The sequence below is a fragment of the Ruminococcus sp. YE282 genome (assembly GCA_900101355.1).
In the GTDB taxonomy this organism is placed as follows: Bacteria; Bacillota; Clostridia; order Oscillospirales; family Acutalibacteraceae; genus Ruminococcoides; species Ruminococcoides bromii_A.
Window position 1 is genome coordinate 30,570 of the sequence record FMUV01000014.1, and the last position, 24,459, is coordinate 55,028.

At 41.5% G+C, this 24,459-nt stretch carries 26 protein-coding genes, 1 tRNA gene and 1 other annotated feature; of the genes, 19 read left to right on the forward strand and 8 right to left on the reverse strand.

The features are described from left to right. The first annotated feature begins 5 nt into the window (after nucleotides 1-5). The 3 genes from BLP46_RS06290 to BLP46_RS06300 all read left to right on the forward strand — a co-directional run bounded on the left by BLP46_RS06290 (nucleotide 6) and on the right by BLP46_RS06300 (nucleotide 3,902). Entirely contained in the window at nucleotides 6-287 is a 282-nt protein-coding gene (locus BLP46_RS06290; protein ID WP_092977343.1) for a hypothetical protein, read from the forward strand. Nucleotides 288-512: 225 nt separating this feature from the next. Continuing rightward, nucleotides 513-3,125: a cation-translocating P-type ATPase gene (locus tag BLP46_RS06295; protein ID WP_092977345.1), complete on the forward strand. Its 2,613-nt coding sequence runs from the start codon at nucleotides 513-515 to the stop codon at nucleotides 3,123-3,125. A 240-nt stretch (nucleotides 3,126-3,365) separates the two neighbouring features. Further along, on the forward strand, nucleotides 3,366-3,902 hold the full coding sequence (locus BLP46_RS06300; protein ID WP_092977347.1) for an inorganic diphosphatase: 537 nt from the start codon (nucleotides 3,366-3,368) through the stop codon (nucleotides 3,900-3,902). Between the two features lie 57 nt (nucleotides 3,903-3,959). On the opposite strand, the gene BLP46_RS06305 is transcribed toward BLP46_RS06300, so the two are convergent. Beyond that, complete coding sequence (locus BLP46_RS06305; RefSeq protein WP_092977349.1) at nucleotides 3,960-4,166, reverse strand: hypothetical protein; 207 nt, start codon at nucleotides 4,164-4,166, stop codon at nucleotides 3,960-3,962. Nucleotides 4,167-4,305: 139 nt separating this feature from the next. On the opposite strand from BLP46_RS06305, the gene pgeF reads away from it, so the two are divergent. Next, nucleotides 4,306-5,136, forward strand: a complete 831-nt coding sequence (gene pgeF, locus BLP46_RS06310) for a peptidoglycan editing factor PgeF (protein ID WP_092977351.1) — start codon at nucleotides 4,306-4,308, stop codon at nucleotides 5,134-5,136. 263 nt (nucleotides 5,137-5,399) lie between these two features. Then, nucleotides 5,400-5,837: an RrF2 family transcriptional regulator gene (locus BLP46_RS06315; protein WP_092977353.1), complete on the forward strand. Its 438-nt coding sequence runs from the start codon at nucleotides 5,400-5,402 to the stop codon at nucleotides 5,835-5,837. 87 nt (nucleotides 5,838-5,924) lie between these two features. Here the strand turns inward: BLP46_RS06315 and BLP46_RS06320 are convergent, their stop codons facing one another. The 3 genes from BLP46_RS06320 to BLP46_RS06330 are packed head-to-tail and all read right to left on the reverse strand — an operon-like array spanning nucleotide 5,925 to nucleotide 7,375. Further along, nucleotides 5,925-6,446: a Gx transporter family protein gene (locus tag BLP46_RS06320; protein ID WP_318259500.1), complete on the reverse strand. Its 522-nt coding sequence runs from the start codon at nucleotides 6,444-6,446 to the stop codon at nucleotides 5,925-5,927. After that, nucleotides 6,436-6,810, reverse strand: a complete 375-nt coding sequence (locus BLP46_RS06325; RefSeq protein WP_092977393.1) for a NusG domain II-containing protein — start codon at nucleotides 6,808-6,810, stop codon at nucleotides 6,436-6,438. The genes BLP46_RS06320 and BLP46_RS06325 overlap by 11 nt, the downstream gene beginning before the upstream one ends. A gap of 19 nt (nucleotides 6,811-6,829) precedes the next feature. After that, entirely contained in the window at nucleotides 6,830-7,375 is a 546-nt protein-coding gene (locus tag BLP46_RS06330; RefSeq protein ID WP_092977355.1) for a nitroreductase family protein, read from the reverse strand. 397 nt (nucleotides 7,376-7,772) lie between these two features. Between BLP46_RS06330 and BLP46_RS06335 the strand changes: the two genes are divergently transcribed. From BLP46_RS06335 to BLP46_RS06390, 12 genes are all read left to right on the forward strand, one after another. Next, complete coding sequence (locus tag BLP46_RS06335) at nucleotides 7,773-8,495, forward strand: gamma-glutamyl-gamma-aminobutyrate hydrolase family protein (protein WP_092977357.1); 723 nt, start codon at nucleotides 7,773-7,775, stop codon at nucleotides 8,493-8,495. Between the two features lie 143 nt (nucleotides 8,496-8,638). Further along, nucleotides 8,639-8,879 (forward strand) — a binding site (T-box leader). A 63-nt stretch (nucleotides 8,880-8,942) separates the two neighbouring features. Continuing rightward, nucleotides 8,943-10,619, forward strand: coding sequence for a 2-isopropylmalate synthase (leuA, locus tag BLP46_RS06340; RefSeq protein ID WP_092977359.1), 1,677 nt, complete (start codon nucleotides 8,943-8,945; stop codon nucleotides 10,617-10,619). 384 nt (nucleotides 10,620-11,003) lie between these two features. Next, entirely contained in the window at nucleotides 11,004-11,444 is a 441-nt protein-coding gene (locus BLP46_RS06345; RefSeq protein ID WP_092977361.1) for a LytTR family DNA-binding domain-containing protein, read from the forward strand. 11 nt (nucleotides 11,445-11,455) lie between these two features. Next, nucleotides 11,456-11,890: a DUF3021 domain-containing protein gene (locus BLP46_RS06350; protein ID WP_092977363.1), complete on the forward strand. Its 435-nt coding sequence runs from the start codon at nucleotides 11,456-11,458 to the stop codon at nucleotides 11,888-11,890. A 116-nt stretch (nucleotides 11,891-12,006) separates the two neighbouring features. Beyond that, nucleotides 12,007-12,915, forward strand: coding sequence for an ABC transporter ATP-binding protein (locus BLP46_RS06355; protein WP_092977365.1), 909 nt, complete (start codon nucleotides 12,007-12,009; stop codon nucleotides 12,913-12,915). A gap of 1 nt (nucleotide 12,916) precedes the next feature. Continuing rightward, nucleotides 12,917-13,843, forward strand: coding sequence for an ABC transporter permease (locus BLP46_RS06360; RefSeq protein WP_092977367.1), 927 nt, complete (start codon nucleotides 12,917-12,919; stop codon nucleotides 13,841-13,843). A 133-nt stretch (nucleotides 13,844-13,976) separates the two neighbouring features. Next, nucleotides 13,977-14,561, forward strand: a complete 585-nt coding sequence (locus BLP46_RS06365) for a hypothetical protein (protein WP_092977369.1) — start codon at nucleotides 13,977-13,979, stop codon at nucleotides 14,559-14,561. A gap of 139 nt (nucleotides 14,562-14,700) precedes the next feature. Next, entirely contained in the window at nucleotides 14,701-15,051 is a 351-nt protein-coding gene (gene ylxM, locus BLP46_RS06370) for a YlxM family DNA-binding protein (protein ID WP_092977371.1), read from the forward strand. 9 nt (nucleotides 15,052-15,060) lie between these two features. After that, entirely contained in the window at nucleotides 15,061-16,440 is a 1,380-nt protein-coding gene (ffh, locus tag BLP46_RS06375; RefSeq protein WP_092977373.1) for a signal recognition particle protein, read from the forward strand. Nucleotides 16,441-16,506: 66 nt separating this feature from the next. Continuing rightward, a complete protein-coding gene (gene rpsP / locus BLP46_RS06380) occupies nucleotides 16,507-16,752 on the forward strand; it encodes a 30S ribosomal protein S16 (protein ID WP_092977375.1) in 246 nt (81 codons plus the stop codon). A gap of 23 nt (nucleotides 16,753-16,775) precedes the next feature. Then, the gene (locus BLP46_RS06385) at nucleotides 16,776-17,009 is read left to right on the forward strand and encodes a KH domain-containing protein (RefSeq protein ID WP_092977377.1); all 234 of its coding nucleotides are present in this window, start codon (nucleotides 16,776-16,778) and stop codon (nucleotides 17,007-17,009) included. A 185-nt stretch (nucleotides 17,010-17,194) separates the two neighbouring features. Further along, nucleotides 17,195-18,541 (forward strand): MATE family efflux transporter, encoded by a 1,347-nt coding sequence (locus BLP46_RS06390; protein ID WP_092977379.1) that lies wholly within the window; start codon nucleotides 17,195-17,197, stop codon nucleotides 18,539-18,541. A 122-nt stretch (nucleotides 18,542-18,663) separates the two neighbouring features. On the opposite strand, the gene BLP46_RS06395 is transcribed toward BLP46_RS06390, so the two are convergent. Beyond that, on the reverse strand, nucleotides 18,664-19,740 hold the full coding sequence (locus BLP46_RS06395; RefSeq protein ID WP_092977381.1) for a leucine-rich repeat domain-containing protein: 1,077 nt from the start codon (nucleotides 19,738-19,740) through the stop codon (nucleotides 18,664-18,666). A gap of 136 nt (nucleotides 19,741-19,876) precedes the next feature. Between BLP46_RS06395 and BLP46_RS06400 the strand changes: the two genes are divergently transcribed. Further along, a complete protein-coding gene (locus tag BLP46_RS06400; protein WP_092977383.1) occupies nucleotides 19,877-20,206 on the forward strand; it encodes a helix-turn-helix domain-containing protein in 330 nt (109 codons plus the stop codon). A 90-nt stretch (nucleotides 20,207-20,296) separates the two neighbouring features. Here BLP46_RS06400 and BLP46_RS06405 read toward each other — a convergent pair whose 3' ends face one another. Then, nucleotides 20,297-21,646: an MATE family efflux transporter gene (locus tag BLP46_RS06405; protein WP_092977385.1), complete on the reverse strand. Its 1,350-nt coding sequence runs from the start codon at nucleotides 21,644-21,646 to the stop codon at nucleotides 20,297-20,299. A 234-nt stretch (nucleotides 21,647-21,880) separates the two neighbouring features. Here BLP46_RS06405 and BLP46_RS06410 point away from each other — a divergent pair, with 234 nt between their 5' ends. Next, nucleotides 21,881-23,308, forward strand: a complete 1,428-nt coding sequence (locus tag BLP46_RS06410) for an NCS2 family permease (protein WP_092977387.1) — start codon at nucleotides 21,881-21,883, stop codon at nucleotides 23,306-23,308. A 154-nt stretch (nucleotides 23,309-23,462) separates the two neighbouring features. Here BLP46_RS06410 and BLP46_RS06415 read toward each other — a convergent pair. After that, a tRNA-Cys gene (locus tag BLP46_RS06415) sits at nucleotides 23,463-23,537 on the reverse strand. A 638-nt stretch (nucleotides 23,538-24,175) separates the two neighbouring features. After that, a partial coding sequence (locus tag BLP46_RS06420) for a beta-barrel domain-containing protein (protein WP_502685987.1) occupies nucleotides 24,176-24,459 on the reverse strand: 284 nt, incomplete at its 5' end.

Below are 24,459 nucleotides of genomic sequence, written 5' to 3' on the forward strand. Positions count from 1 at the left end.
TATTAATGGAAAAATCCAAAAAGATGAACGTGTTGTTCAAAATTGCGTTTATCCTGCTGTGCATATGTATTCCTCTGCTGATAGCCGGAATAGTTGTCGCATATCTTTTCGGCAGGGTTAATTTTTCCGCAGTATTTACGGGAAGCGGCTGTTTGCTGTGTTTTGTCGGAATCATTCTTGCAATGCTCAGCAAGCCGAAAAAGCCAAAGCAAAAGCAGCCAAAATTTGATGAAACGGCAGAAGAAAAAGCCGAAAAAATCAGTATTGACACCGAAGAAAATCTATGATAGAATTACGTTAATAAAGGGGAGTAGTTCGCAGAGATATCTGTGATATATTTCGTCAGTACACATACCTACGGTATCGGATATATTTTAAAGAACGAGACTTTTATTGCAAAGCGTTGTTGTACCTTGCAATAAAAGTCTTTTTTGTTTGTATAATATATTGTGAACTACACCAAAGACAACGGAACAAGCCAACTTCCGTAAAAAATAATTGGAGGAATTTTTATGAAAAATCCCTATCAGCTCTCAAAATCAGAGGTGCTCGAAAACCTTGGCGTAACAAATGACGGACGCACCTCCGAACAAGCCGCAGAACTGCTGAAAAAAAACGGTGAAAACGTTTTGCAGGAAACCAAAAAGCAGTCTACGCTTATGGTTTTTCTCAGCCAGTTTGCGGATTTGCTTGTAATAATACTTATTATTGCGGCAATCATCTCAATTTTTTCGGGCAACCTTGAAAGCACAATCGTAATCTTTGCGGTAATCACAATGAATGCGATTTTGGGCACGGTTCAGCACGTAAAAGCCGAAAAGTCGCTTGAAAGTCTTAAATCGCTTTCATCTCCAAGCGCAAAGGTTATTCGTGACGGTCAAAAGATTGAGATTGACTCCAAAGACGTTGTTGAAGGCGACCTCATCGTGCTTGAAGCAGGAGATTTGGTGGTTGCGGACGGACGAATCATCAACAACTATTCTTTGCAGGTCAACGAAAGCTCGCTTACGGGAGAATCCACAAATGTTGACAAAAGCGAGGACGTAATCAGCGGCGAGGTTCCGCTTGCGGACAGAACCAATATGGTTTACTCGGGCAGTCTTGTTACCTACGGCAGAGCAATTGTTGCCGTTACAGGCACGGGAATGAACACCGAAATCGGTAAAATCGCCACACTTATGAACTCGGCAAAAGAGAAGAAAACTCCGCTCCAGCAAAGCCTTGACAAGTTTTCAAGCCGACTGGCAATTATCATAATGATAATTTCGGTTGTTGTCTTCGGACTTAACCTGTTGCAGGCGGGAACAATCAATCAAGACACAATACTCAATGCGCTGATGTTTGCGGTTGCGCTTGCGGTTGCCGCAATTCCGGAAGCCCTCGGCTCAATCGTTACTATTGTTCAGGCTATGGGCACTCAGAAAATGGCAAAGGAAAACGCCGTAATCAAAGATTTAAAGGCGGTTGAAAGTCTCGGCTGTGTTTCGGTAATCTGTTCCGACAAAACAGGTACTCTGACTCAAAACAAAATGACCGTTCAAAAAATCTATATAAACGGCGAAAGCATAATCGAAGAACAGCTTGACCTCAAATATGAAAGCCACCGCCACCTACTCTATGATATGGTGCTCAACAACGATTCAAGCATAGTTGACGGCAAAGGAATCGGCGACCCGACCGAATATGCACTGCTTGAAACATTCAGAAACATCGGCTTTGACGAAAACGCCGTAAGAGACGGTCTTATAAGGATTGAAGAAGTTCCGTTTGATTCCGACCGCAAAATGATGAGCACAAAATACCAAATGCACGGAGTTCCCCACATTCTCACAAAAGGTGCGCTTGACGTTATCCTTGAACGCTGCATTAAAATTGCCACAAAAGACGGTGTGCGAAATATTACCGAAGATGACAAAAAGGCAATTTTGGAGCAAAACAGAAAGTATTCCGAGGACGGTCTCAGGGTACTGACATTTGCGTATAAAGAATCGGAAGAAGAACTGAGCACAGAGACGGAATACGACTACATCTTCCTCGGCTTGGTTGCAATGATAGACCCGCCCAGAGAAGAATCAAAGCAGGCGGTTGCAGACGCAATAAGAGCAGGCATAAAACCGATTATGATAACAGGCGACCATAAAATCACCGCATCGGCAATTGCAAAGCAAATCGGAATTATGCAGGAGGGCGACCTTGCGGTTACAGGGCTTGAGCTTGACGCAATGAGCGATGAGGAACTCGACAAAAAGATTGAAAAAATATCGGTTTATGCCCGTGTATCTCCCGAAAATAAAATTCGCATTGTTGAAGCATGGCAGAGAAAGGGCAACATTGTTTCAATGACAGGCGACGGCGTAAACGACGCACCTGCGCTCAAAAAGGCAGACATCGGCGTTGCAATGGGCATAACGGGAACAGAGGTTTCAAAAGACGCCGCTTCGATGATTTTGCAGGACGACAACTTTGCAACAATCATAAAGGCTGTTGCAAACGGACGTAATGTTTACCGCAATATCAAAAACTCAATTTTGTTTTTGCTGTCGGGCAATATGGCGGCAATATTTGCGGTGCTTTACACCTCGCTTTTGGCTTTGCCTATACCGTTTGAGCCTGTGCATCTTCTGTTCATAAACCTTTTGACAGACTCTTTGCCTGCAATTGCATTAGGTATGGAGAAGCCCGAAAAAGACTTGCTTTCTCAAAAACCGCGTAATCCAAAGCAGGGAATTTTGAGCAAAGACTTTGTCTGTCTTATGTTTGGTCAGGGTGCGCTGATTGCAGCCTCAACGCTCATAGCGTTCTATATCGGATTGCAGACAAACGCCGCAGCGGCAAGCACAATGGCGTTTTCAACCCTGACTCTTGCAAGGCTGTTTCACGGATTTAACTGCCGAAGCAAGCACTCAATCTTCAAACTTGGATTCACCTCAAACTATTACAGCATAGGCGCATTTTTTGCAGGCGTATTCTTCCTTTCGTTTGTGCTGTTCGTGCCGTTTATGCAACCGTTGTTCAGCGTTGAACCGCTTACAGCTGCTCAGGCAGGATTTATCGGACTTTTGGCATTTATTCCGACAGTGATAATCCAAGCTGTAAAGGTAATTTCGGAAAAAATCAAAAAATAAACTTTCTTTGAAATGCCTTTTTCACCTTATCTAACAATTCAATAAATAAAAAGTCGGGCGCTGTCATTTATCTTGACAACGCCCGAGGCATTATTTATAATTTAAATCAACGCAAGTTCAGCCCTTCTCTAAGAAGCAGAGCTTGCGACAAATTGCAAAAACTGCAACGAATCCTGCCGATTTAAAAGGCTAGGTATCTCTGCATCTATGCTAAGCAATAATTTATTAAGAAGGTATTGTATGAATATTTGGCACGACATTTCACCAAAAAGAATTACAAAAGATAAGTTCTATGCGGTTATTGAAATATCAAAGGGCGACAAAAACAAGTATGAGCTTGACAAAGAAACAGGTTTTTTAAAGCTTGACCGTGTTCTTTTTACCTCAACCCACTACCCGGCAAACTACGGATTTATTCCGAGAACATTTGCCGAAGACAGCGACCCGCTTGACGTGCTGGTGCTTTGCAGCGAAAAGATACAGCCGATGACTCTTGTTGAATGTAAGCCAATCGGCGTTCTTAATATGATAGACAACAACAGCAACGACGAAAAAATAATCGCCGTTCCCGTCAACGACCCAAACTACAATTGTTTCGGCGACATTGACGAACTGCCGCGGCATTATTTTGACGAAATCAAGCACTTCTTTCAGGTTTACAAAACCCTTGAAAACGGAAAAGAAACCAATGTGACCGAATTTGGCGGAGTTGACAAAGCCAAAGAAGTTATTCAAAACTCAATTGACGGATATATAAGAGATTTTCAGCTTGCATAAATTATATCCGCCAAAAGCCGCACCGTTTAATCTATTGACAAACTTTTCTTAACAAAATTAAAGTCTAAAATCCTCGGCGGTGTAATTGCCCCTGAGAGAAATCGACTTGGGCTCACGCATAAGCGGGTCATACTTAAACGACCTGCACCTGCCGTTTCTTATTCCCTTAGATTTTTTGCAAAATACATCGTATTTATTAAACACTGCATTCTCGCAGTACATACAATCGGGCTCAATATTATTACCAAAGAGTTTTTTTCTCATAAAATCACCTCGTGATACTGATTATTTAAACCGAAACAACGCTCTGTTTTGCTTGCAATCGGCAGAGCTTATTAACTCACTTAAATTATATCATTGAACCGACGCACTTTCAAGTAAATATATTATTGGAGGTATCAGCTTGAAATTTTCTTCAAACGTTATGAAGCTCAACAACGTTAACAGCGTTCCATATCTTACATACAATTCGCTGTCTGAAATTGATTTTATAAACCACGCTTTTTCAACACGTCTCGGCGGAGTATCAACCGACGAGTTTACCTCTATGAATCTGGCATTCAACAGAGGCGATAGCCCCGAAAACGTAACCGAAAACTACAAGCGTTTTTGCAAAAGCGCAGGCTTTGATTACGAAAGTCTGACAGCCTCGTCTCAGGACCACCACACATTCGTGCGTGCCGTAACCAAAGAGAACGTCGGCATAGGAATTTACAAACCCAAAGATATTGAAAGCGTTGACGCATTGATAACCAACGAACCCGGCGTTACGCTTGTTACATATTATGCCGACTGCACTCCGCTGTTTTTTGTTGACACAAAGCAAAAGGCAATCGGACTTGCACACGCAGGCTGGCGCGGCACCGTGGGCAGAATCGGCGACAATGTTGTCAAAAAAATGCAAAGCCTTTACTGCACAGACCCAAGCGACATAAAAGCGGCAATCGGCCCTGCAATTTCGGTATGCTGTTACGAGGTTGACAAACCCTGTGCAGACAACTTTTTGGCACTTGACGAGCTTGATTCAACCAAATTTGTTTTTCCGAAAGGCAACGGAAAATTTATGATTGACCTGCTTGAAACAAACCGTCAGATTCTTGTGCACGCAGGCGTAAAGAACGAAAACATAACGGTTTCCGACGTATGCACAAACTGCAACAACGAACTGCTTTGGAGCCACCGTGCAACCAAAGGACACAGAGGCACAATGAGTGCGTTTATGTGCATAAAATAAACTTTTGCAGATGTAACTGCAAAGTTGTCAGGAATTTTATTTAGAAATTCAGTCGGGATTCAATCTCTGTCCGAACCCCTGTAATGCTCATTTGCAATGCTTGCAATCGGTTGCAAACAAAACAGAGCGTTGTTCCGACTTAAACAATCATCTGTCAACGGCAGCTGTTCAATAACGGCTGTCGTTTTTTTGCACGGCGCAAAACACTTGAAAACCTATTAAATATATGGTATTATTATACAAAGACAAGAGGTGTCATAAATATGAAGATTTCAACCAAGGGGCGTTATGCTCTGCGTATGCTGCTCGACCTTGCGGAACATCAGAACGACGGCTATATTGCCCTTAAGGATATTGCAAAACGTCAGGAAATATCAAAAAAATATCTTGAACAAATTATTCCTATTCTCAATAAATCCGATATTCTTAACGCCAACCGAGGATACCAGGGCGGATATCGACTTGCCAAGGAGCCAAGCAAATACACGGTCGGCGACATTCTCAGACTTACGGAAGGTAGCCTCTCCCCTGTTGCGTGCCTTGACCACAAACCCATTGAGTGCGAGCGAAGTGCCGATTGTATGACGCTTCCTGTCTGGAAAGGTCTTGACAAAGTTATTAACGAATACCTTGACAGCATTACGCTTCAGGATATTTTGGATATGCAGCGTGAAAAGTACGCTAATGATTATGTAATTTAATATCAGACAATAGTTTTAAATTGTCGTCATTCACTTACGGGCGGAGAACATCCGCCCGATTTTTGTTTTTGTAAATTTACAGCCGACTCATATATCCAATCGGTTTTTTAGCCTTGAAATAAGCAGCTGTGCACACAAACCCGTAAAAAGCCCCGCAAGACAGCCCGAAACGATTAAGAACGGATAGTAAAGCCAAATCTGCACGGTTTGCAGAACCGCCGAGGCGGCAATCATCTGACCTGTATTATGCAAAACCGCTCCCAATACGCTTGCAATCCAAATGTGCTTTTCATCAACAATTTTTCGCAGAAGCAACATTCCGACCAAACAAAACACACTGCCCGAAAAGCTGTATATCAAAGCCATAAAATTGCCGCAAAATACGGCTGCAAGAAGTATCCTGACAAACACCGTCATAAACACCTCATACGCACGGTAGTGATACACGGCGTAAACGGTTACAATGTTTGCAAGTCCGAGCTTTATGCCGGGAATCGGAAACGGATTGGGAATTTGCAGTTCAACAACAAATATTATCAGCGCAATGCCCGTGAGCATTGCCAGATTTGCGATTCTTTTTGCACTCATTTTATTGTTCTTACCCTGCAACTGCGTCCACCTCTGAATTATTGTTTGCAAACTCAATAACAAGATGGTTTGGCAAACAGACCACGGGCATTGCCGACGAGCTCAGCCAACCCGACTTAACACAGGTTTTGTCGGGACATTCCGCCGCTGAAAATCTGATTTTTCCGCCTTTTATTTCAATCGTATTTTTACTGTCTTTGTAGTAAATGTCAAATGTTGTGTCCTCGGTTTTTGTCAGGTCAAACGAATACAAAACTTCGCCGTCACGCACAATGTTCACCGTGTTCCGTGCAGGCGAAAGCACAACAAACAGACAGCCCGCAACTCCCAAGACAAAAATCAATATACAGACCGCTGTAAGAATTTTATATTTTGCTTTTTTCATAACTTCGTAAACAGACGTCTTATTCAATTACAGACAAAACGTCGTCTGCGGTTTTTCTTTTGGGCACTTCAACAGGACTTGCGGGGAATCCGATTGCAATCAGCGCAGAAACCGAATAATCATCTGAGATATTCAGAATCTGTTTAACCTTTTTCTCGTCATAAATTCCCATAATGCAGGTGCCAAGCCCTTTTTCATAAGCCAAAAGGCAAAATGTTTGGGTGGCAATTCCTGCGTCAAACGACTGCCAGTGGGTTCCCTTTGAGGTTGAAAAACTTCCGTCACGCTCATAACCCGAACGCAAATTGCGTGTTGTTACCGCTATCAAAGCAGGTGCGTTCTTTATGGTATTTGAATTAAATTCAAATCCGCACACGGCGTCATCGGCAATTTGGTTCTTTATCAAACTGTTTTCAATTGCTATGTATCTTGTTGTTTGGGTATTCTTCCAGCTTGGAGCATACACGGCGTTTGAAACAATCTTGCTTATAAGCTCAGGCGAAACCGATTTGTCAGAAAATCTGCGAATACTTCTTCTCTCTTTTACTGCATTAACAAGTTCCATAATAATCTCCTGTCTTTTAAAAATATCATTTATATAAATTATTTAAATCGAAAAATGCTTTGCTTGCAAAGGGCAAAGTTTTCGATAGATTGCACTTAAATTATAACATACCGAATATGGTGTTTCAAGGCAATTTGGCTTAGGCAAAACAAACATCATATGCGATTCTTAAATATCAAATATGCATTTAGCACATTGTTAAATTGCAAAATCAGCAGCTATCCCCTTGCATTGATAAAAATCAATGCAATTTTTGCAATATTATATATTTAATCTTTCCTTTTGATTGACAAACAAATATAAAGGTGGTAAAATTATAAACATAACAAAGGCGTTTGATTCAGTTGTTCTGAGTCAAACGCCGTTTTCTTTTAACATTAAATAAACGGAGGACACTATGCAAAAACCTGTAATCGGATTGATTGCCCTTGTGGATGAAGAAAAGGATTCTTACTGGATGTTGCCGGGATATATGAACGGAATCATTGAGGCGGGCGGTTTTCCGATTGTTTTGCCGTTTGCCGAAAGTCAAGACGACATTGCACAAACAGTCGCAATGTGTGACGGAATTTTGTTCACGGGAGGTCACGATATTTCGCCCAAAATATACGGACAAGAGCCGATTGCCGAGTGCGGCAAGCTCTGCGAGATACGTGACAGGTTTGAACAGGCAGTTTTAATGCAAGCTCTAAAAAGCGACAAAGCGATATTCGGCATATGCCGTGGGATTCAATTCATAAACGCCGCACTTGGCGGAACATTATATCAGGACCTGCCGACTCAGCACAAATCAAGTGTTAACCACTGCCAATCCCCTCCCTATGACAAACCGATTCACAGCGTTAAGTTGGTCAAAGACACACCGCTTTACAATCTTCTCAAATGCGATTCCTTTAATGTGAACAGTTACCACCATCAGGCAGTGCGTGAACTTGCACCCTGTCTTAAAGCGGCGGCGTATTCGGAGGACGGACTGACGGAAGCGTTGTATATGCCGAACAAAAGCTACGTTTGGGCAGTTCAATGGCATCCCGAGTTTTCTTATAAAACCGACAATAACAGCAAAATGTTGTTTTCATCTTTCATTAATGCCTCAAAAAAACCAAGGGCACAGACATGAATTAACGGTCTGTGCTTTTGTAAATATTGTAAATCTATTATGAACTCAAAGCTTAGCAGCCATTTTAATTAAATATTTGAAACAAAATTTTTCTTGACAACTTTGTTTTGTCTGTATATAATAGTTTTAACAAACAAATCCCCTTAAAGACTATGACGGGAACAAGATGCAATCCCCTTTGGCAAAGAGAGTTGGCGGTGGGTGTAAGCCAACGCAAAGGCTTGTGTGTATAGCTCATCCCTGAGTTTTTCGTGTGAATTACGTTGTATGTAATGCGAAACGCCGGACAGCGTTATCAGTCAGGACTTTGTTGGAAGTCTGTGAGGGACGCGCAGCAATGTGCGTCTGAATTTGGGTGGTACCACGATATTTTTCGTCCCTAATTGCAATTAATTTCAGATTGCTTTGAGGGGCTTTTTTTGTGTGAATTTTCAGGAGGCTTTTATTATGAAACCGTCATTTAAAAAGTACGTTCCGTTCAAGCAAATCAATCTTCCGGACAGACATTGGCCAAATAATACCATTACCAAGGCTCCGATATGGTGCAGCGTTGATTTGCGTGACGGCAACCAGGCGCTTGTTGACCCGATGAACCTTGAAGAAAAGCTCGAATTTTTCCACGCTCTCTGCGATATGGGCTTTAAAGAAATTGAAATCGGATTCCCAAGCGCAAGCGAAACAGAATACGAAATATGCCGTGAATTGATTGAAAACAATCACATTCCGGACGATGTTACAATTCAGGTGCTTGTTCAGGCAAGAGAACACCTTATCCGCAAAACATTTGAGGCTGTTAAGGGAGCCAAAAACGTTATTGTTCACTTTTACAATTCAACATCAACCTTGCAGAGAAAGGTTGTTTTCAAGACAGATATGCAGGGTGTAATCGACATTGCCGTTGACGGCGCAAAGCTCATCAAACAGCTTACCGACGAATTTTCGGGCGACACAAATATTCGCTTTGAATATTCTCCCGAAAGCTTTAGCGGAACAGAAATGGACAATGCGGTTGAGATTTGCGACAGAGTTATGGAGGAGCTTGGCTCAACCAAAGAAAATCCTGTAATTCTTAACCTCCCAAACACGGTTGAAATGTGCACTCCAAACACATATGCAGACCAAATTGAATATTTTATCCGTCACCTCAAAAACCGTGAGGCGGCAATTATCAGCGTTCACCCTCACAACGACAGAGGCTGCGGCGTTGCGGCAGGCGAGCTTGCACTGCTTGCAGGCGCAGAGCGTGTTGAGGGCACACTGTTCGGCAACGGAGAGCGCACAGGCAATATGGATATTGTAACAATGGGACTTAATATGTTTACCCAGGGTGTTGACCCAAAACTTGATTTTTCAAATCTTCCTAAGCTCAAAGAAATTTACGAACGCTGCACAAATATGAAAATCGACCCTCGTCAGCCGTACATCGGCGAGCTTGTATTCACAGCATTCTCAGGCTCACATCAGGACGCTATCAACAAGGGCACGCAGTATATGAAAGAGCACAACTCAGAAATGTGGGAAATCCCATATCTTCCGATTGACCCTGCCGACGTCGGCAGAGAATACGAGCCTATCATCCGCATTAACTCACAGTCGGGCAAGGGCGGCGCAGCGTTTGTTATGAGTCACAGCTTCGGTTACGACCTGCCAAAGCGTATGCACCCCGAATTTTCAAAACTTGTTCAGGCAAAATGTGAAGAACTCGGACGAGAGCTTATTCCAAAGGAGCTGTTTGAGGTATTTGAGAAAAACTACCTTGAGCACCCGATGAAATATCAGCTTACACGCAGAAAAATTTATGAAGAAAGCGAAAACGGCAAGGACTATGTTCACTTTAAGGGTAGAATGTTGATTGACGGACAAAACGAAGTTCAGCTCTCAGGCGTGGGCAACGGACCGATAGACGCATTTTTCAATGCCATCAAAACAGTCGGTCTTGATAAATACGAATTTATCTCATACAGCCAGCACGCTATTTCACAGGGCTCGGACTCTAAGGCTGTTTCCTATATTGAGCTTAAAAAGCCCGACGGCAAAAACATTTTTGGAATCGGCATAGATTCAAACGTAAACGTTGCTTCGGTTCTCGGCGTGCTTAACGCAATCAACCGTTCCGAAGCATAATTAACATCTCAATAAAGCAATAATTTACAGCGTTCTTTTTAAAGCGGAGCAACGCTTTGCTTGCAAGAAGCAGAGCTTGCAACAGATTGCAATGGTGTAAAGGAGCGTTAGCTCCTCAGGGTTTCAGCGTGAGTTGTAATCTCCCACCTAAAGACCAAAAGTCCCCCACCTCTTAGGCGGGGGACTTTTTCACCCACGTTAAAGTGCGCTGTATTTTTATATGACGGATTAACGGTTAATGAGATAAAACAATAGATTTTTAAAAACAAATATGATAAAATCAAATATATAATGATATTGCAGATGTCTCCCGACTTTAGGCGGAGCATTGCTTTGATTTAAACAGACTGCCTGATTGCAGACATAAAAATACGGAGGCGGGTTATGTTCAAAATTTCCATAACTCAAATTGACAAACGCCTTGAAGAAGAGGTTGTTGTTAAGTGTCACGAGATTGACGATGAAGTTCTGTCACTTGTGCAAAAACTTAAGACAAACGAAAATATAATTCTCGGCAGCAAAGACAACGAGATGTTCAGGCTGACCGTTCGTGATATTTTTTACATAGAATCGGTTGACAACAAAACGTTTATATACGGCAAGGACAATGTTTATCAGTCAAAGCTCAAACTTTATGAGCTTGAAGAACAGCTTGGCGGAACAAAAATGTTTCGTTGTTCAAAAGCCATGATTGTGAACCTCGGAAAAATTCGCTCGGTTGCTCCGTCTGTAAACGGAAAACTTGACGCAAAGCTCGCCAACGGCGAAACCGTGGTTATTTCAAGGCAGTATGTTCAGGCGTTAAAAAAACGTCTGGGAATGTGAGGTGTTTTTCTGTGAGAGAGGTAATAAAAGCGGTCATAACCCATTTTTTTGTAATAACCGTTGCCGTAATGTTCGTAATAAGTGCCCAAAACCTGATTATCGGCGGTCCCGACTACAAGTACCCTGCCGAATATCCTTGGGTTATAATGCTTACGGGATTGCTCGGAGCACTGCCCACGTTTTTGTTTTACTTTAAAAAAGAGCCCACCAAAAAACAATTCTATACACGTGTAGTAATACACTTTGTTCTGATAACCGCCCTGATTCTTACAGAGGGCAGGCTCGTCGGCTGGTACGACAAATTTTCAGAGGGAGTGATTATCTTCGTTTCAATCCTTGCGATATATTTCTTTGTTTGGCTGTTCACGTGCCTGATGAACAGAAATATTGTGAACGGAATAAACAATGCGCTTGAAAAATTCAACGACGACGAAACCGAAGATTAACTGTATTTTACACTGTGATTTTTGCATCTTGCACCAAGCTTTTAACAGCTTGCCGCAAGGTGCTTTTTTTATGTTTTTCACTGTGCTATTATAGGTTTACAAAAGGAGGGAAACCTATGAAAAATATAATCGAAGTGAAAAATCTCGTTAAAAATTATAAACAGGTTGAGGCGGTAAAAGATATTTCGTTCTGTGTTGAAGAGGGTTCGTTTTTTGCCTTTCTCGGAGTAAACGGTGCAGGAAAATCCACAACCATAAATATACTTTGCACCGTGCTTGAAAAAACTTCCGGAAAACTGAGCATAGGCGGATTTGACCTTGACAAGGACAAAGATAAAATAAAGCCTCTTATCGGAATCGTCTTTCAAAATTCCGTGCTTGACAAACAGCTTACAGTAAAAGAAAACCTGCTCTCACGCGCAGCATACTACGGCTTTTCAAGAAAGCAGGCAAATCAACGCATTAAAGAATTATCGGAAATATTCAGCCTTGAGGAATTTATCGACAGGCGTTACTGCCGCCTCAGCGGAGGACAAAAACGCCGTGTTGATGTTGCAAGGGCTTTGCTTAACAGACCAAAGGTACTCTTTCTTGACGAGCCCACAACCGGACTTGACCCTCAGACAAGGTTGCAGGTTTGGAAAATAATTCACAAGCTCAGAAAGGAAACAGGTCTTACGGTATTCTTAACCACCCACTATATGGAAGAAACAGCCGACTGCGACAGGGTAGTAATTCTTGACAAGGGCAAAATTCTTGCCAATGACGTACCGAATAACCTGAAAAAGCTCTACGCAAACAACAGGCTTGTTTGGTACACCGAAAAGTCAGCCGAAACGGAAAACCTGATTTCACATGAGGGCAGAGATTATGAGTATGTAAACAATGCCTACAAAATCAAAATTAACGACAGCTCTGATGGACTAAGACTTATAAATAAGTTTGATATAAAAGATTTTGAGGTCATCAAGGGCGATATGGACGACGTATTTCTTAACATTACAGGAAAAAGGCTGGGTGAATAAAATGAGTGCTACGCTAAATGCATACAAAGGTATGACAATAAGAAACATAAAAATATATATGAAAGATAAAACCGCCATATTGCTCTCTATGCTGGCGCAAATTATCGTTCTCGGACTATTTGTTCTGTTTTTGCGTGACAATTATGTCGGCTCAATCAAAGACGGACTCGGAGAACTTCAAAACCTGCTGAGTGATTCGGACATTGACAAAATTGTAAACGGATGGATGATATCGGGTGTAATCGGAACAGCCTTGGTAACGGTAGCTCTAAATTCCCTCGTTGTTATTGTTAAAGACAAGGAAGACAAAATAAACTATGACTACACCGCATCTCCGGTAAAACCGCACACGGTTGTGCTTTCATACTTTACGGCTTCGGTAATAAATACGTTTGTTGTAAGCGCAATTCTTATGACAGCAGGCTTTGTCTTTTTGGGAATCAGCTGCGACACCACATACAGCCCAATTGAAATACTGAAAATGTACGGTCTTGTAGCCCTCGGCTCCATATCCTCGGCACTGATACTTATGGTTATTGCAACGTTCTTCAAAAAAAGCTCATCCCTCGGCTCGTTTGGTGCTTTGGTGTCGGCGGCAATAGGATTCATAATCGGCGCATACGTTCCCGTATCGCAGTTTTCGGATACGGTTCAGACAATTGTAAATCTTGTTCCCGGCTCTCAAATTGCAGGAATGATGCGTTCGCTCCTTATGAAATCCGCCGTTGAAAACGCCCAGTCGGCAATCGGCTCAAAGGCGGGCGCAGAATTTGCCAATCAGATGAACAAATTGTTTGCAATTAAGCTCAATATTTTTGGCAGTGAAGTTGATTTTACATTTATGATGATATACTCAATTGCCGCAATAGTGCTGTTCTTGGCTGTTAATCTGATTGTGTATAAATTCACTTCCAAGACAAAGGAATAAAAATTACAGCAATTATCACCAAATTATCAATTTGAATTACCAAAAATCAGACACTTTTCAGGCATTGTATATTTATTTTTCCTGAAAATTGATATATAATAATTAATATCAAATAATAATTGAGGTGATTTGAATGTCTAAAAATTCGGATATAAACAAAAAGGTAATAATCGGCGCAATCGGAACAGTTGCCGCTTTAACCGCAGCAGCCGCAACGGCTTTTACCATTAAAAAGATTAAGGAGAACGACAAAACTCTTCTTGAAGAATTTGAGGCGGAAATAAACTCGGAGGAAAGCAGTCCGAAGGAAACCGAAACCGCTGAAAACGAATCTGAAACAAACGGCGAAAATTCCGAAGAGGCTGAGCAGGAATCCCCCGAAAGCAGCGAAGAACAAACCGACTCTGCACCAAAACAGGACAATAAGCTTGGAAAAGACCTAAACAGACATCTCGGCGAATCGATAAGAAAAATAAAAGCTTCTGTCTCAACCAAGGCGGATAACATAAAGAACAAAATCCATAAGGCTGAGCCCGAAATTAAAGAGGTTGTCGAAGCAGCGGAAGAAACGGTTGAACAGGCAAAAGAAGCTGTCGAAGAAAAGGTCGGGGACGCAATTGAAAAGGTTGAGTCCAAGGTTGAAGAAATCAAAGAAGCGGCAGCCGAACAAGCAACAGAAAGTAACAGCGAAACCTCAACGGATGAAAAGTCCGAATAATATCTTCATACTTTAGCCCCTCGCAATGAGGGGCTTTTCTGTTTTGCTAAATTTCTTGACAAATCGCAATATATGTATTATAATACCAGAGGTGTAAAGAGATTTTCTTTACACTCATTCATAGCAAGGAGTTTTCGCTATGGAAAAGAATATTGAGGTTTCCCTGCTTTTTGATTTTTACGGCGAGCTTTTAAAGCCGTCGGGCAGGCAGGCAATTGATTTGTATTATAACGACGATTTATCGCTTGCGGAAATTGCCGCTCAAACGGGCATAACACGGCAGGGTGTGCGAGACAGCATAAAAAGGTGTGAACAGCAGCTTTTTGATTTTGAAAAAAAGCTCGGACTGTTTCGACAGTTTCAAACCCTTAGACAGGGGCTTGACGAAATTGCGGTGATTGCACAAAAAATCAAAACCGATTCACAAGACAACACTATCAAGGCGCTTGCTCAAAGCATTGAGCAAAAGGCAGGCGCACTCAAAGAATAAGAGGACACTATGGCATTTGAAGGACTTGCAGACAAACTTGGCGAAGCGTTCAAAAAACTTAAAAGCAAAGGCAAGCTGACTGAGGGCGACGTAAAAGAAGCTATGCGAGAAGTGCGCCTTGCACTTCTTGAAGCCGACGTAAACTACAAGATTGCCAAAGACTTCACTAACAAGGTCACCGAGCGTGCAATCGGTCAGGACGTTATGGAAAGCCTGACTCCTGCACAGATGGTTGTCAAGATAGTTGACGAAGAGCTTACCTCACTTATGGGCGGCGAAAACGAAAGGCTTGAGTTTGCGTCAAAACCGCCTACGGTTATAATGCTGTGCGGCTTGCAGGGTTCAGGTAAAACCACCCACGCCGCAAAGCTTGCAAAAATGCTTAAAGCAAAAAATCACAGACCTTTGCTTGTTGCGTGCGACATCTATCGTCCGGCCGCAATTGAGCAGTTAAAGGTTGTGGGCGAAAAAGCGGGCGTGCCTGTTTTTGAGATGGGCAAAGAAAACCCTGTAAAAATCGCCAATGCGGCTATCCGCAACGCAAAGGATTACGGAAACGACATTGTAATCCTCGATACCGCAGGACGACTTCATATTGACGAAGCATTGATGAACGAGCTTAAAGAAGTCAAAGCGGCGGTAAATCCGAACGAAATTTTGCTTGTAATCGACTCAATGACAGGTCAGGACGCAGTAAATGTTTCAAAGACCTTTAACGAGTTGCTTGATATTACTGGTGTTATTCTCACAAAACTTGACGGCGATACCCGAGGCGGTGCCGCACTTTCTGTAAAGGCTGTTACCGGAAAGCCGATTAAGTTTGCCGGAACAGGCGAAAAACTTGACGACATTGAGGTTTTCCACCCCGACAGAATGGCAAGCCGTATCCTTGGAATGGGCGATGTGCTCACCCTCATTGAAGACGCACAAAACAAGCTTGACGAGAAAAAAGCCGAAGAAATGGCACAGAAGATGCTCAACAACAAGCTCGATTTCAACGACCTGCTCGACCAGTTTGAACAGGTTAAGAAAATGGGACCGCTAAAGGGAATTTTGGCAAAAATTCCGGGAATCGGCAACCAGCTTGACAACGTTGACATTGACGACAGACAAATTGACTGGATAGAGGCAATTATCTATTCAATGACTCCTGCCGAGCGAAGCAACCCAAGCCTTATTAATCCGTCGCGCAAGCGCAGAATAGCCGCAGGCTCGGGCAGAAGTGTTGAAGAGGTCAACAGGCTTATTAAACAGCTTGACCAGATGCAAAAAATGATGAAGAAAATGAAGTCCAGAGGCAAAAACGGCAAAAAAGGCAAAAAGAGAAAGAAAAATATGCTTCCGGGGCTCGGCGGAATGCCAATGGGCGGAATGCCGCCGTTTAAATAAACCGTTCATACAATCTTAAAGATTGATGAATATATATTAAACCAAAAAATTTCAGAGGTGTAAATTATGGCAGTAAAAATCAGACTTAGAAGAATGGGTTCAAAAAAGGCTCCTTATTACAGAGTAGTAGTTGCAGATTCAAGATACCCAAGAAACGGACGTTTCATTGAAGAAATCGGAACATACGATATCCTAAAGAAGCCATCAGAGTTCAACGTTGACAGCGAAGCTGTTAAGAAGTGGATTGCTAACGGCGCACAGCCGACAGATACAGTTAAGGCTCTTCTCAAGAAGAACGGCATCATTGACTAATTCGGACTGAAAGGGATATTAATATGCAGGAATTACTTGCTGTTATCGCAAAAGGACTTGTTGATAACCCTGATTCCGTAAACGTTGAAGCCGACGCTCCTACCGAGGACGGAACAATTGTTTATCACATCCACGTTGCCGAGAGCGACATGGGCAGAGTTATCGGAAAGCAGGGCAGAATTGCCAAGGCTATCCGCACAATTGCCCGCAGCGCAGCTATTCGCAGCGAAGAAAAAATTATGGTTGAAATCGACTGATTTTTCCCATTGCAAAAACCTCCACACTTTCCTATCAGGCAATGTGTGGAGGCTTTTTGTTTTAAAACGACGAGTAATAATTTTCCAAAATTAATCTGTTGCAAACTCTGCACCCTTCAAGCAAGACAGCGCGTTGCTTTGATTAAAAAAAACAACTAAAATATGTTTTCATATCAGGTGATACCGTGTATTATAATCTTACAAAAGGAAGCATAACAAAAGGGCTGATACTTTTCGCCCTACCCATGATGGCAGGAAACCTACTGCAACAGTTTTATAACATTGCGGATACATTAATCGTAGGTCAGGCTCTTGGCAAAAATGCCCTTGCCGCAGTCGGAAGCGCATACGCCCTTATGACGTTTTTGACTTCCGTATTTCTCGGACTGTCTATGGGGGCAGGTGCGCTCTTTTCAATATATCTCGGCAAAGATGACCGTGATTCCCTAAAAACCGCCGTAGCGCACGCATTTGCCCTAATTATGGCGGTAACAATCATAATCAACATAATTGTTTACATATTTATTGATTCGATTCTCGTATTTCTTCAAGTGCCTAACGAACTCTACGACTCGATGAGAGAATACCTTGTCATAATATTTGCAGGGCTTGCGGCGACTTCTCTGTATAACTTCTTCGCCTGCCTGCTCAGGGCTGTCGGAAATTCCGTTACGCCGATATGGTTTCTCGGAATATCTGCGCTGACAAATATCGCCCTTGACCTTTTATTTGTGCTTGTGTTTAATATTGGAATAGCAGGTGCGGCGGCTGCCACAATAATTGCACAGTACTTTTCGGGCATAGGAATATTAATATATGCACTCCTTAAACGCTGTGATTTTATACCACAAAAGCAACACCTTGAGTATAACAAAAAGATACTCGGCGAAATACTCAGCCTTTCGGTGCTGACTTGTGCACAGCAATCGGCAATGAACTTTGGAATTTTGCTTATCCAGCGTCTTGTAGACAGCTTTGGTGCAGTCACTATGGCTGCGTTTGCGGCGGCTGTCAAAATTGACACCTTTGCCTATCTCCCCGTTCAGGATTTCGGCAATGCATTTTCAACATTCATCGCTCAAAACTACGGTGCGGGAAAGTCAGAATGCCTTAAAGAGGGCTTTAGAAAAGCCACCGTACTAAGCTCGGTATTTTCACTTGTAATCTCTGCGCTTGTATTTATATTTGCCGAACTGCTTATGCAAATTTTCATAAACCCGAATGAAACCGCAGTAATTGCATCGGGAGCCGAATACCTCAGGATTGAGGGCTGTTTCTATGTCGGAATCGGTTGTCTTTTCCTGCTTTACGGATTCTATCGTGCAATAAAATGCCCGGGAATGTCGGTGATTTTAACCATAGTGTCGCTGGGAACACGAGTTGCTCTTGCGTATGCGCTTGCGCCTGTTGTAGGCGAGGTCGGAATATGGACAGCAATTACAATCGGCTGGGCAATTGCCGATATTATAGGATACGGATATTATTTTATCCGACTCAAAAATAAGAAAGAATTTAATAGAACAGTTAAATAAAATCGGCACGCAAAGCACCGCCCTAACCTTACCTGTCTTTTATAAAAAATTATCTGACCAAACACAAAGCTCCCTCTGACCTTTAAAATCAGAGGGTGTTTATTTAGAGCAGTGATATTCTATTATTGATGAAATTTTCTGCGAATAAAAACAAATACCGCACAAACAGCTGACACAATTGCCGCAAAAACTATTGCAAGTGAACCTGCACCTGTTTGAATTGCTCCGCTGTTAGAAGTGCTGTTTACGGCAATACCGGTATCTGATGTTGCCAAAGGTTTTGCAGCTGAAGTAGCATCTGTTCGGCTGTTTTCGGCGGTGGTAGTGGTATTCTCGAAAACATTTTCAGTTACAGTTGTTGTATCTTCAATATCCGTAGGTTTAACTGTTGTCGGAGCGACGGTGGTCGGTTCAACAATTCCCATATCAACAAACGGGATATTATTTTCATCGGCATAAGTTTGTGCATAACTGCCGCCGTATCCATATATTGTAACCTTGTCGCAGTTTTTAAATGTATCGGTTGAAATCCAAGACACATTTGTCGGTATTACAATTTTCTCAAGATTAGTGCAATTCTCAAATGCCATATTACTAATATTAGTTACGCTATCAGGTACAACAATACTTTTTAGATTACTACAATTTTTAAAGGACCAAACACCAATAGAATTTAAATTGTCAGGCAGCTTTATCTCCTCAAGGCTTGTACAGTTCTCAAAAACCCCTTTTGCCATAAGTTTTAATGAGTTTGGCAATACTATTGATTTGAGGTTTGTACAATCATGAAAGACTCCATCATCTATATGTGTCAAATTTTCCGACAGCTTTATATCCGTTAAATTTGTGCACTCACCAAATGCACCTGTTTTTATTTCGGTTACACTGTCCGGAACAGTTATACTTGATAAGTTTTCACAATGAAAAAACGTTCCTTCTGCTATTTTGCAAACCTTGTAACCGTCAAGCTCAAAAGGAATTGTCAGCTCGCTTTCCAAACCTGTATATTTTGTAATTTCGGCTGTACCGTCATCATTAATCTTGTACTCATAGCTGTCCGACAGCGATGTTGTGTTATTGTCGGTGCTTTGGTTTAAGGTCTCATGAGCAAAAACGGAAAACTGCGATGTTAATACAGTGCCTCCGATTATTGCAAAAGAAAGCAATACAGAAGCTAATTTTTGAAATCTGATATGCATTAGGTTCTCTCCTCCAAATAATACTTACAGGGTATAAATATATACTCTATACAAGTATTATTATACCTAAAAAGTATAATTTGTCAATACAAACGTAATAATATTATACTTATAGAGTATATTTTGGAGGTAAGCCGTGAACAGAATTGCCGAACTGAGAAAAGAAAAGGGAATCAGCCAGATTTCACTTTCTTTAAAGCTTAACCTTTCTCAAAAGATGATTAGTGCATACGAAACAGGAAAAAGTGAACCGAGCATTGCAACACTCAAAAAACTTGCAGAACTCTTTAACACATCTGTTGATTATATAATCGGTTATTCCGATATTCGTCAGCCGCTTGACAAAATACTTCAAACCGAACTGAATAACGATGAATGTATACTGATAAATAAATATCGTGCCTTGCCTGAAAAGCAAAAAAATATATCGCTGGGAATTATTCTTGGATTAAATTCGGCAACTTAAATTCATCATTGAACACAAAACTCCCTCTGACCTTTAAAGTCAAAGGGAGTTTTATTTAAATTGTATATTTTATCGGATTTTCGCCATAATCTAAGCAGAAACAGCTTTTGAAGATTTCGATTTTTTATTAATTACAATATAGGCTATAACGCAAATTATAACCGACAAAACCGAGCCTATCGGAGCCGCAAATCCCATTGGGAACAGCGTATCGGCAAACATCTTTGAGGCAAAATACGCAATCGGAACACGTGCAAGCACGATTGACAAAAAGTTGTGCAAAAACGAAATTCCCGATTTGCCGCAGGCACAAAAATATCCGCTGAAACAAAAATGAACGCCCGCAAGAATACAATCCCAAACATAACTGCGCATATATTCGCCGCCGTACAAAATTACATTGGTGTCTGAGGTAAACAATCCCACTGCACCCTCGGCAAAAAATTGCATTGACACGGCGGAAACAATTCCTATGCTTACGTTAATAATTGTAGCATATCTCAATGTTGCCTTGGCACGCTCAGGCTTGCCTGCTCCGAGGTTTTGGGCAGAAATTACCGAAACGGTTGAAAGCAGTGACGACGGAACAAGGAACAATATTCCGATTAGCTTTTCCACTATTCCGACTGCCGCCGCATCGTCAAGTCCGCGCCTGTTGGCAATTATGGTAATAATTATAAACGAAATCTGTATAAATCCGTCCTGAAATGCAACGGGAATACCGATTTTGAGTATGTTTTTCATCAAAATTACCTTTGGCTTCAAATCTTTTAGACAAATGCTTATTAGATTTTTTCGTTTGATAATTACAGTAAGCGAAACAATTACGCTGACGGTTTGCGACAATGTTGTTCCCAGCGCCGCACCGGCTGTGTCAAAATCCAAAACACCGATAAAGAGGTAATCTAACGCTATGTTTGCCGCACAGGCAACAGCTATAAAGTACATCGGGCTTTTGGAATCGCCCATTCCCCTAAAGATTGAGCTTATGATGTTATAGGCGGTAATAAACGGTATTCCGATAAAACATATCGTAAGGTACGAAATTGTTCCGTCAACGGCTTCGGTCGGCGTTGATACAACAGAAACAATCGGCTTTACAAAAATCAATAGCACGGCGGTGAGGACAAGCGACACAACCATAAAAAGCGTAATGGTGTTGCCGATTTCGTTAGAGGCACGCTTTTTGTCGCCTGCACCCACGGAGCGCCCTATTACTACCGTTGAGCCCATAGCAAGTCCGACAATCATTACCGTTATCATATTCATAACCTGACTGCCGATTGAAACGGCAGTTGTGCTGTCAATTCCGTCAAACTGACCGATTATAAATAAATCAGCCATTCCGTATAAAGTTTGCAAAAAATAAGACAAAAGATAAGGCAGCGAGAAAAACACAATGTTTTTCAGTATACTGCCCTCTGCAAGATTTCTTTTCATAAACAAAAATTCCTTTAACCCCAAATTATAATAACTCTACGAATTATTATAACACAATAAAACATATTTGCAAAAAAATAATGAATAACATATTTTATAAGTTCTAAACCGATATTATACACAAAAAAGCCGTATGTATAACTATAAAATATATTGTTATGAGTTAGATAATGTGATATAATTATGAAGTAATCTGTCGATAAACGGCAGAATAAAAACAGAAAGGTGTTATCTATGGAAAAACTATTCAAGCTCAAAGAAAACAACACCACTGTTCGTACTGAAATTCTTGCAGGTTTGACCACGTTTATGACAATGGCGTACATCATTGCCCTAAACCCAAACCTGCTTACTAATTTCGGTCAGGACGGCGGCACAGCACTGTGGAACGGCGTGTTCCTGGCTACCTGTATTGCTTCCGCAATCGGAACAATTGTTATGGCGTTTCTTGCAAACAAACCGTTTGTAATGGCTCCGGGAATGGGACTTAACTCATTCTTTGCGGTAGTTGTTGCAAATATTGTCAGCATCACGGGACTTAGCTATCTGCAATCATTCAGGGCTGCGTTGTGTATCATTTTGATTGAAGGTATTGTATTTGCCGTTCTTTCAATCATCAAGGTACGTGAAAAAATCGTAACCGCAATCCCCCTCGGAATCCGCCTTGGAATCGCTCCTGCAATCGGACTTATGCTTTTAAACATCGGTCTTGGCTCAAACGCAGGCGTTTACTCCGATGACGGCGGTCCGTTCTATGTAATGAGAGACTTCTTCGGCGCACTTACTCCGTCGCTTGCAAAAAACTCTATGGGAAGCGGATACAGCCAAATGGTACTCTCGGTTGTTACAATGTTTATCGGACTTTTTGTTATTATAATTCTGTCGCACTACAAGGTAAAAGCAGCCGTTCTTTTGGGTATGCTTGCAGCTTCATGCATTTATTGGGGCGGAGAGGCTATCTTCCTGCACACCAATCCGTTTGCTTCACTTGAAACAGCTTCGTTCATTCCTGCATTCTCGGATATGGCAGAAACAACATTGTTCAAGTTTGATTTTGGCGACCTTATGCAGATAGGCTGGTTTACCGTTATCACATTGGTAATCACATTCTGTATTATTGATATGTTTGATACAATCGGAACCCTTGTCGGCACAGCTTCACGTGCAGGCATGGTTGACAAAGACGGCAATATGCCAAAGATGAAAGAGGCTCTTCTTGCTGACTCAATCGGTACAATTGCAGGTTCCGTAACAGGTACTTCAACAGTTACAACATTTGTTGAGTCTGCTTCGGGCGTTGAGGCAGGCGGAAGAACAGGACTTACTTCACTTACCACTGCAATACTTTTCCTTGCAAGTATGTTCCTTGCTCCTATTGCAGCAATAATTCCTGCCGCAGCAACATCTTCCGCACTTATCTATGTTGGTATTCTTATGCTCTCAGGTCTTAAAAAGATTAATTTTGACGACTTAACCCAGGGCATTCCTGTTGCTCTGATGATGATTTCAATCCCGATTTCAGGCTCTATCGGTCACGGAATCGGTATCGGAATGATTTCATACTCAGTTATCTGCCTTTTCACAGGCAAAGCAAAACAGGTTTCTATCCTCACATATGCAATCTCACTTTTGTTCCTCGTAAAATTCTTCTTGGTTGCTTAATCCAAGCAGAAACAAAAGAATAAAGCTGATTTAGCAAAAACAACCCCCTTTAAGTAATGTGCAAAACACATTACTTAAAGGGGGTTTAGCATTGAAACAATTTGACGTCTTGATATACGCACAAAAAAATGCAAGTCTTTCGACTTGCATTAATTGGAGGTGACACCCGGATTTGAACCGGGGAATCAGGGTTTTGCAGACCCACGCCTTACCGCTTGGCTATGTCACCAAATTATTAAGTTTGCACTTACAATAACAGTAGTTATTATATCATCAGACAGCAGTAATGTCAAGTGATTTTTTTATTTTTAATTACAATTTTCCAAAATTTATTAAATCCATTCTTCTGCGACCATCAACATAACCTCTGCCTATACATTCTATACAGGCACAATCGGGATATTCCCCAAAATACAGTTTTATACTGAATTTAACAATTTATACACATATCACCACATTAATGTATATAAAGCAAGTAAAATCTGATTTTTTTAAATTTTTGACCTTATGTTCGCAAAGGGAACGTTATATAGACATTGGTTACATCATATTATAAATATAACGATACTAATACCCTATTTTGCATTTATTTTCTCATAGCACACGGCAGAAATAACTATTGCTGCGGATAAACCTAATGAAGCACCGACAGAACCACCCAACACCAAGCCTCCTATAATCGATATTTTTGGCAAAGACAGAGCCAACAATAAGACCAAATGTGCTTTTAAAGAGCCCACCAAGTAAAATTGCGGGTGTAAAAATTTAGATTTTCACATAAAGCAACAGCAGGCAGTCGTTAGTCAACTGCCTGCTTGGTTTAGTAAGTTCAACTCAACTGCATTTTATTAACGGTTATCAAAAACCTTAATCAATAAAATTCAGCTGTTCCAAGAACCATATTATTATTTTTTTGGAGCCTGATATAATGTGAGCTTCAACCGTCATACCTGATTTCAGTTCCTTTATTTCTCCCGACAAATTTGATAGTGACGAACTGTCAAGCGTAGCTTCAGCCTTGTAATACATCATATTGTTTGATTGGTCTGCAAACGAATCTGCCGAAACGTCGGTTATTTTTCCATATACTTTGCCGTAATCCGTTGAGGAAATTGACGACACCGTATATTCTACCTTTTGACCGACTTTAA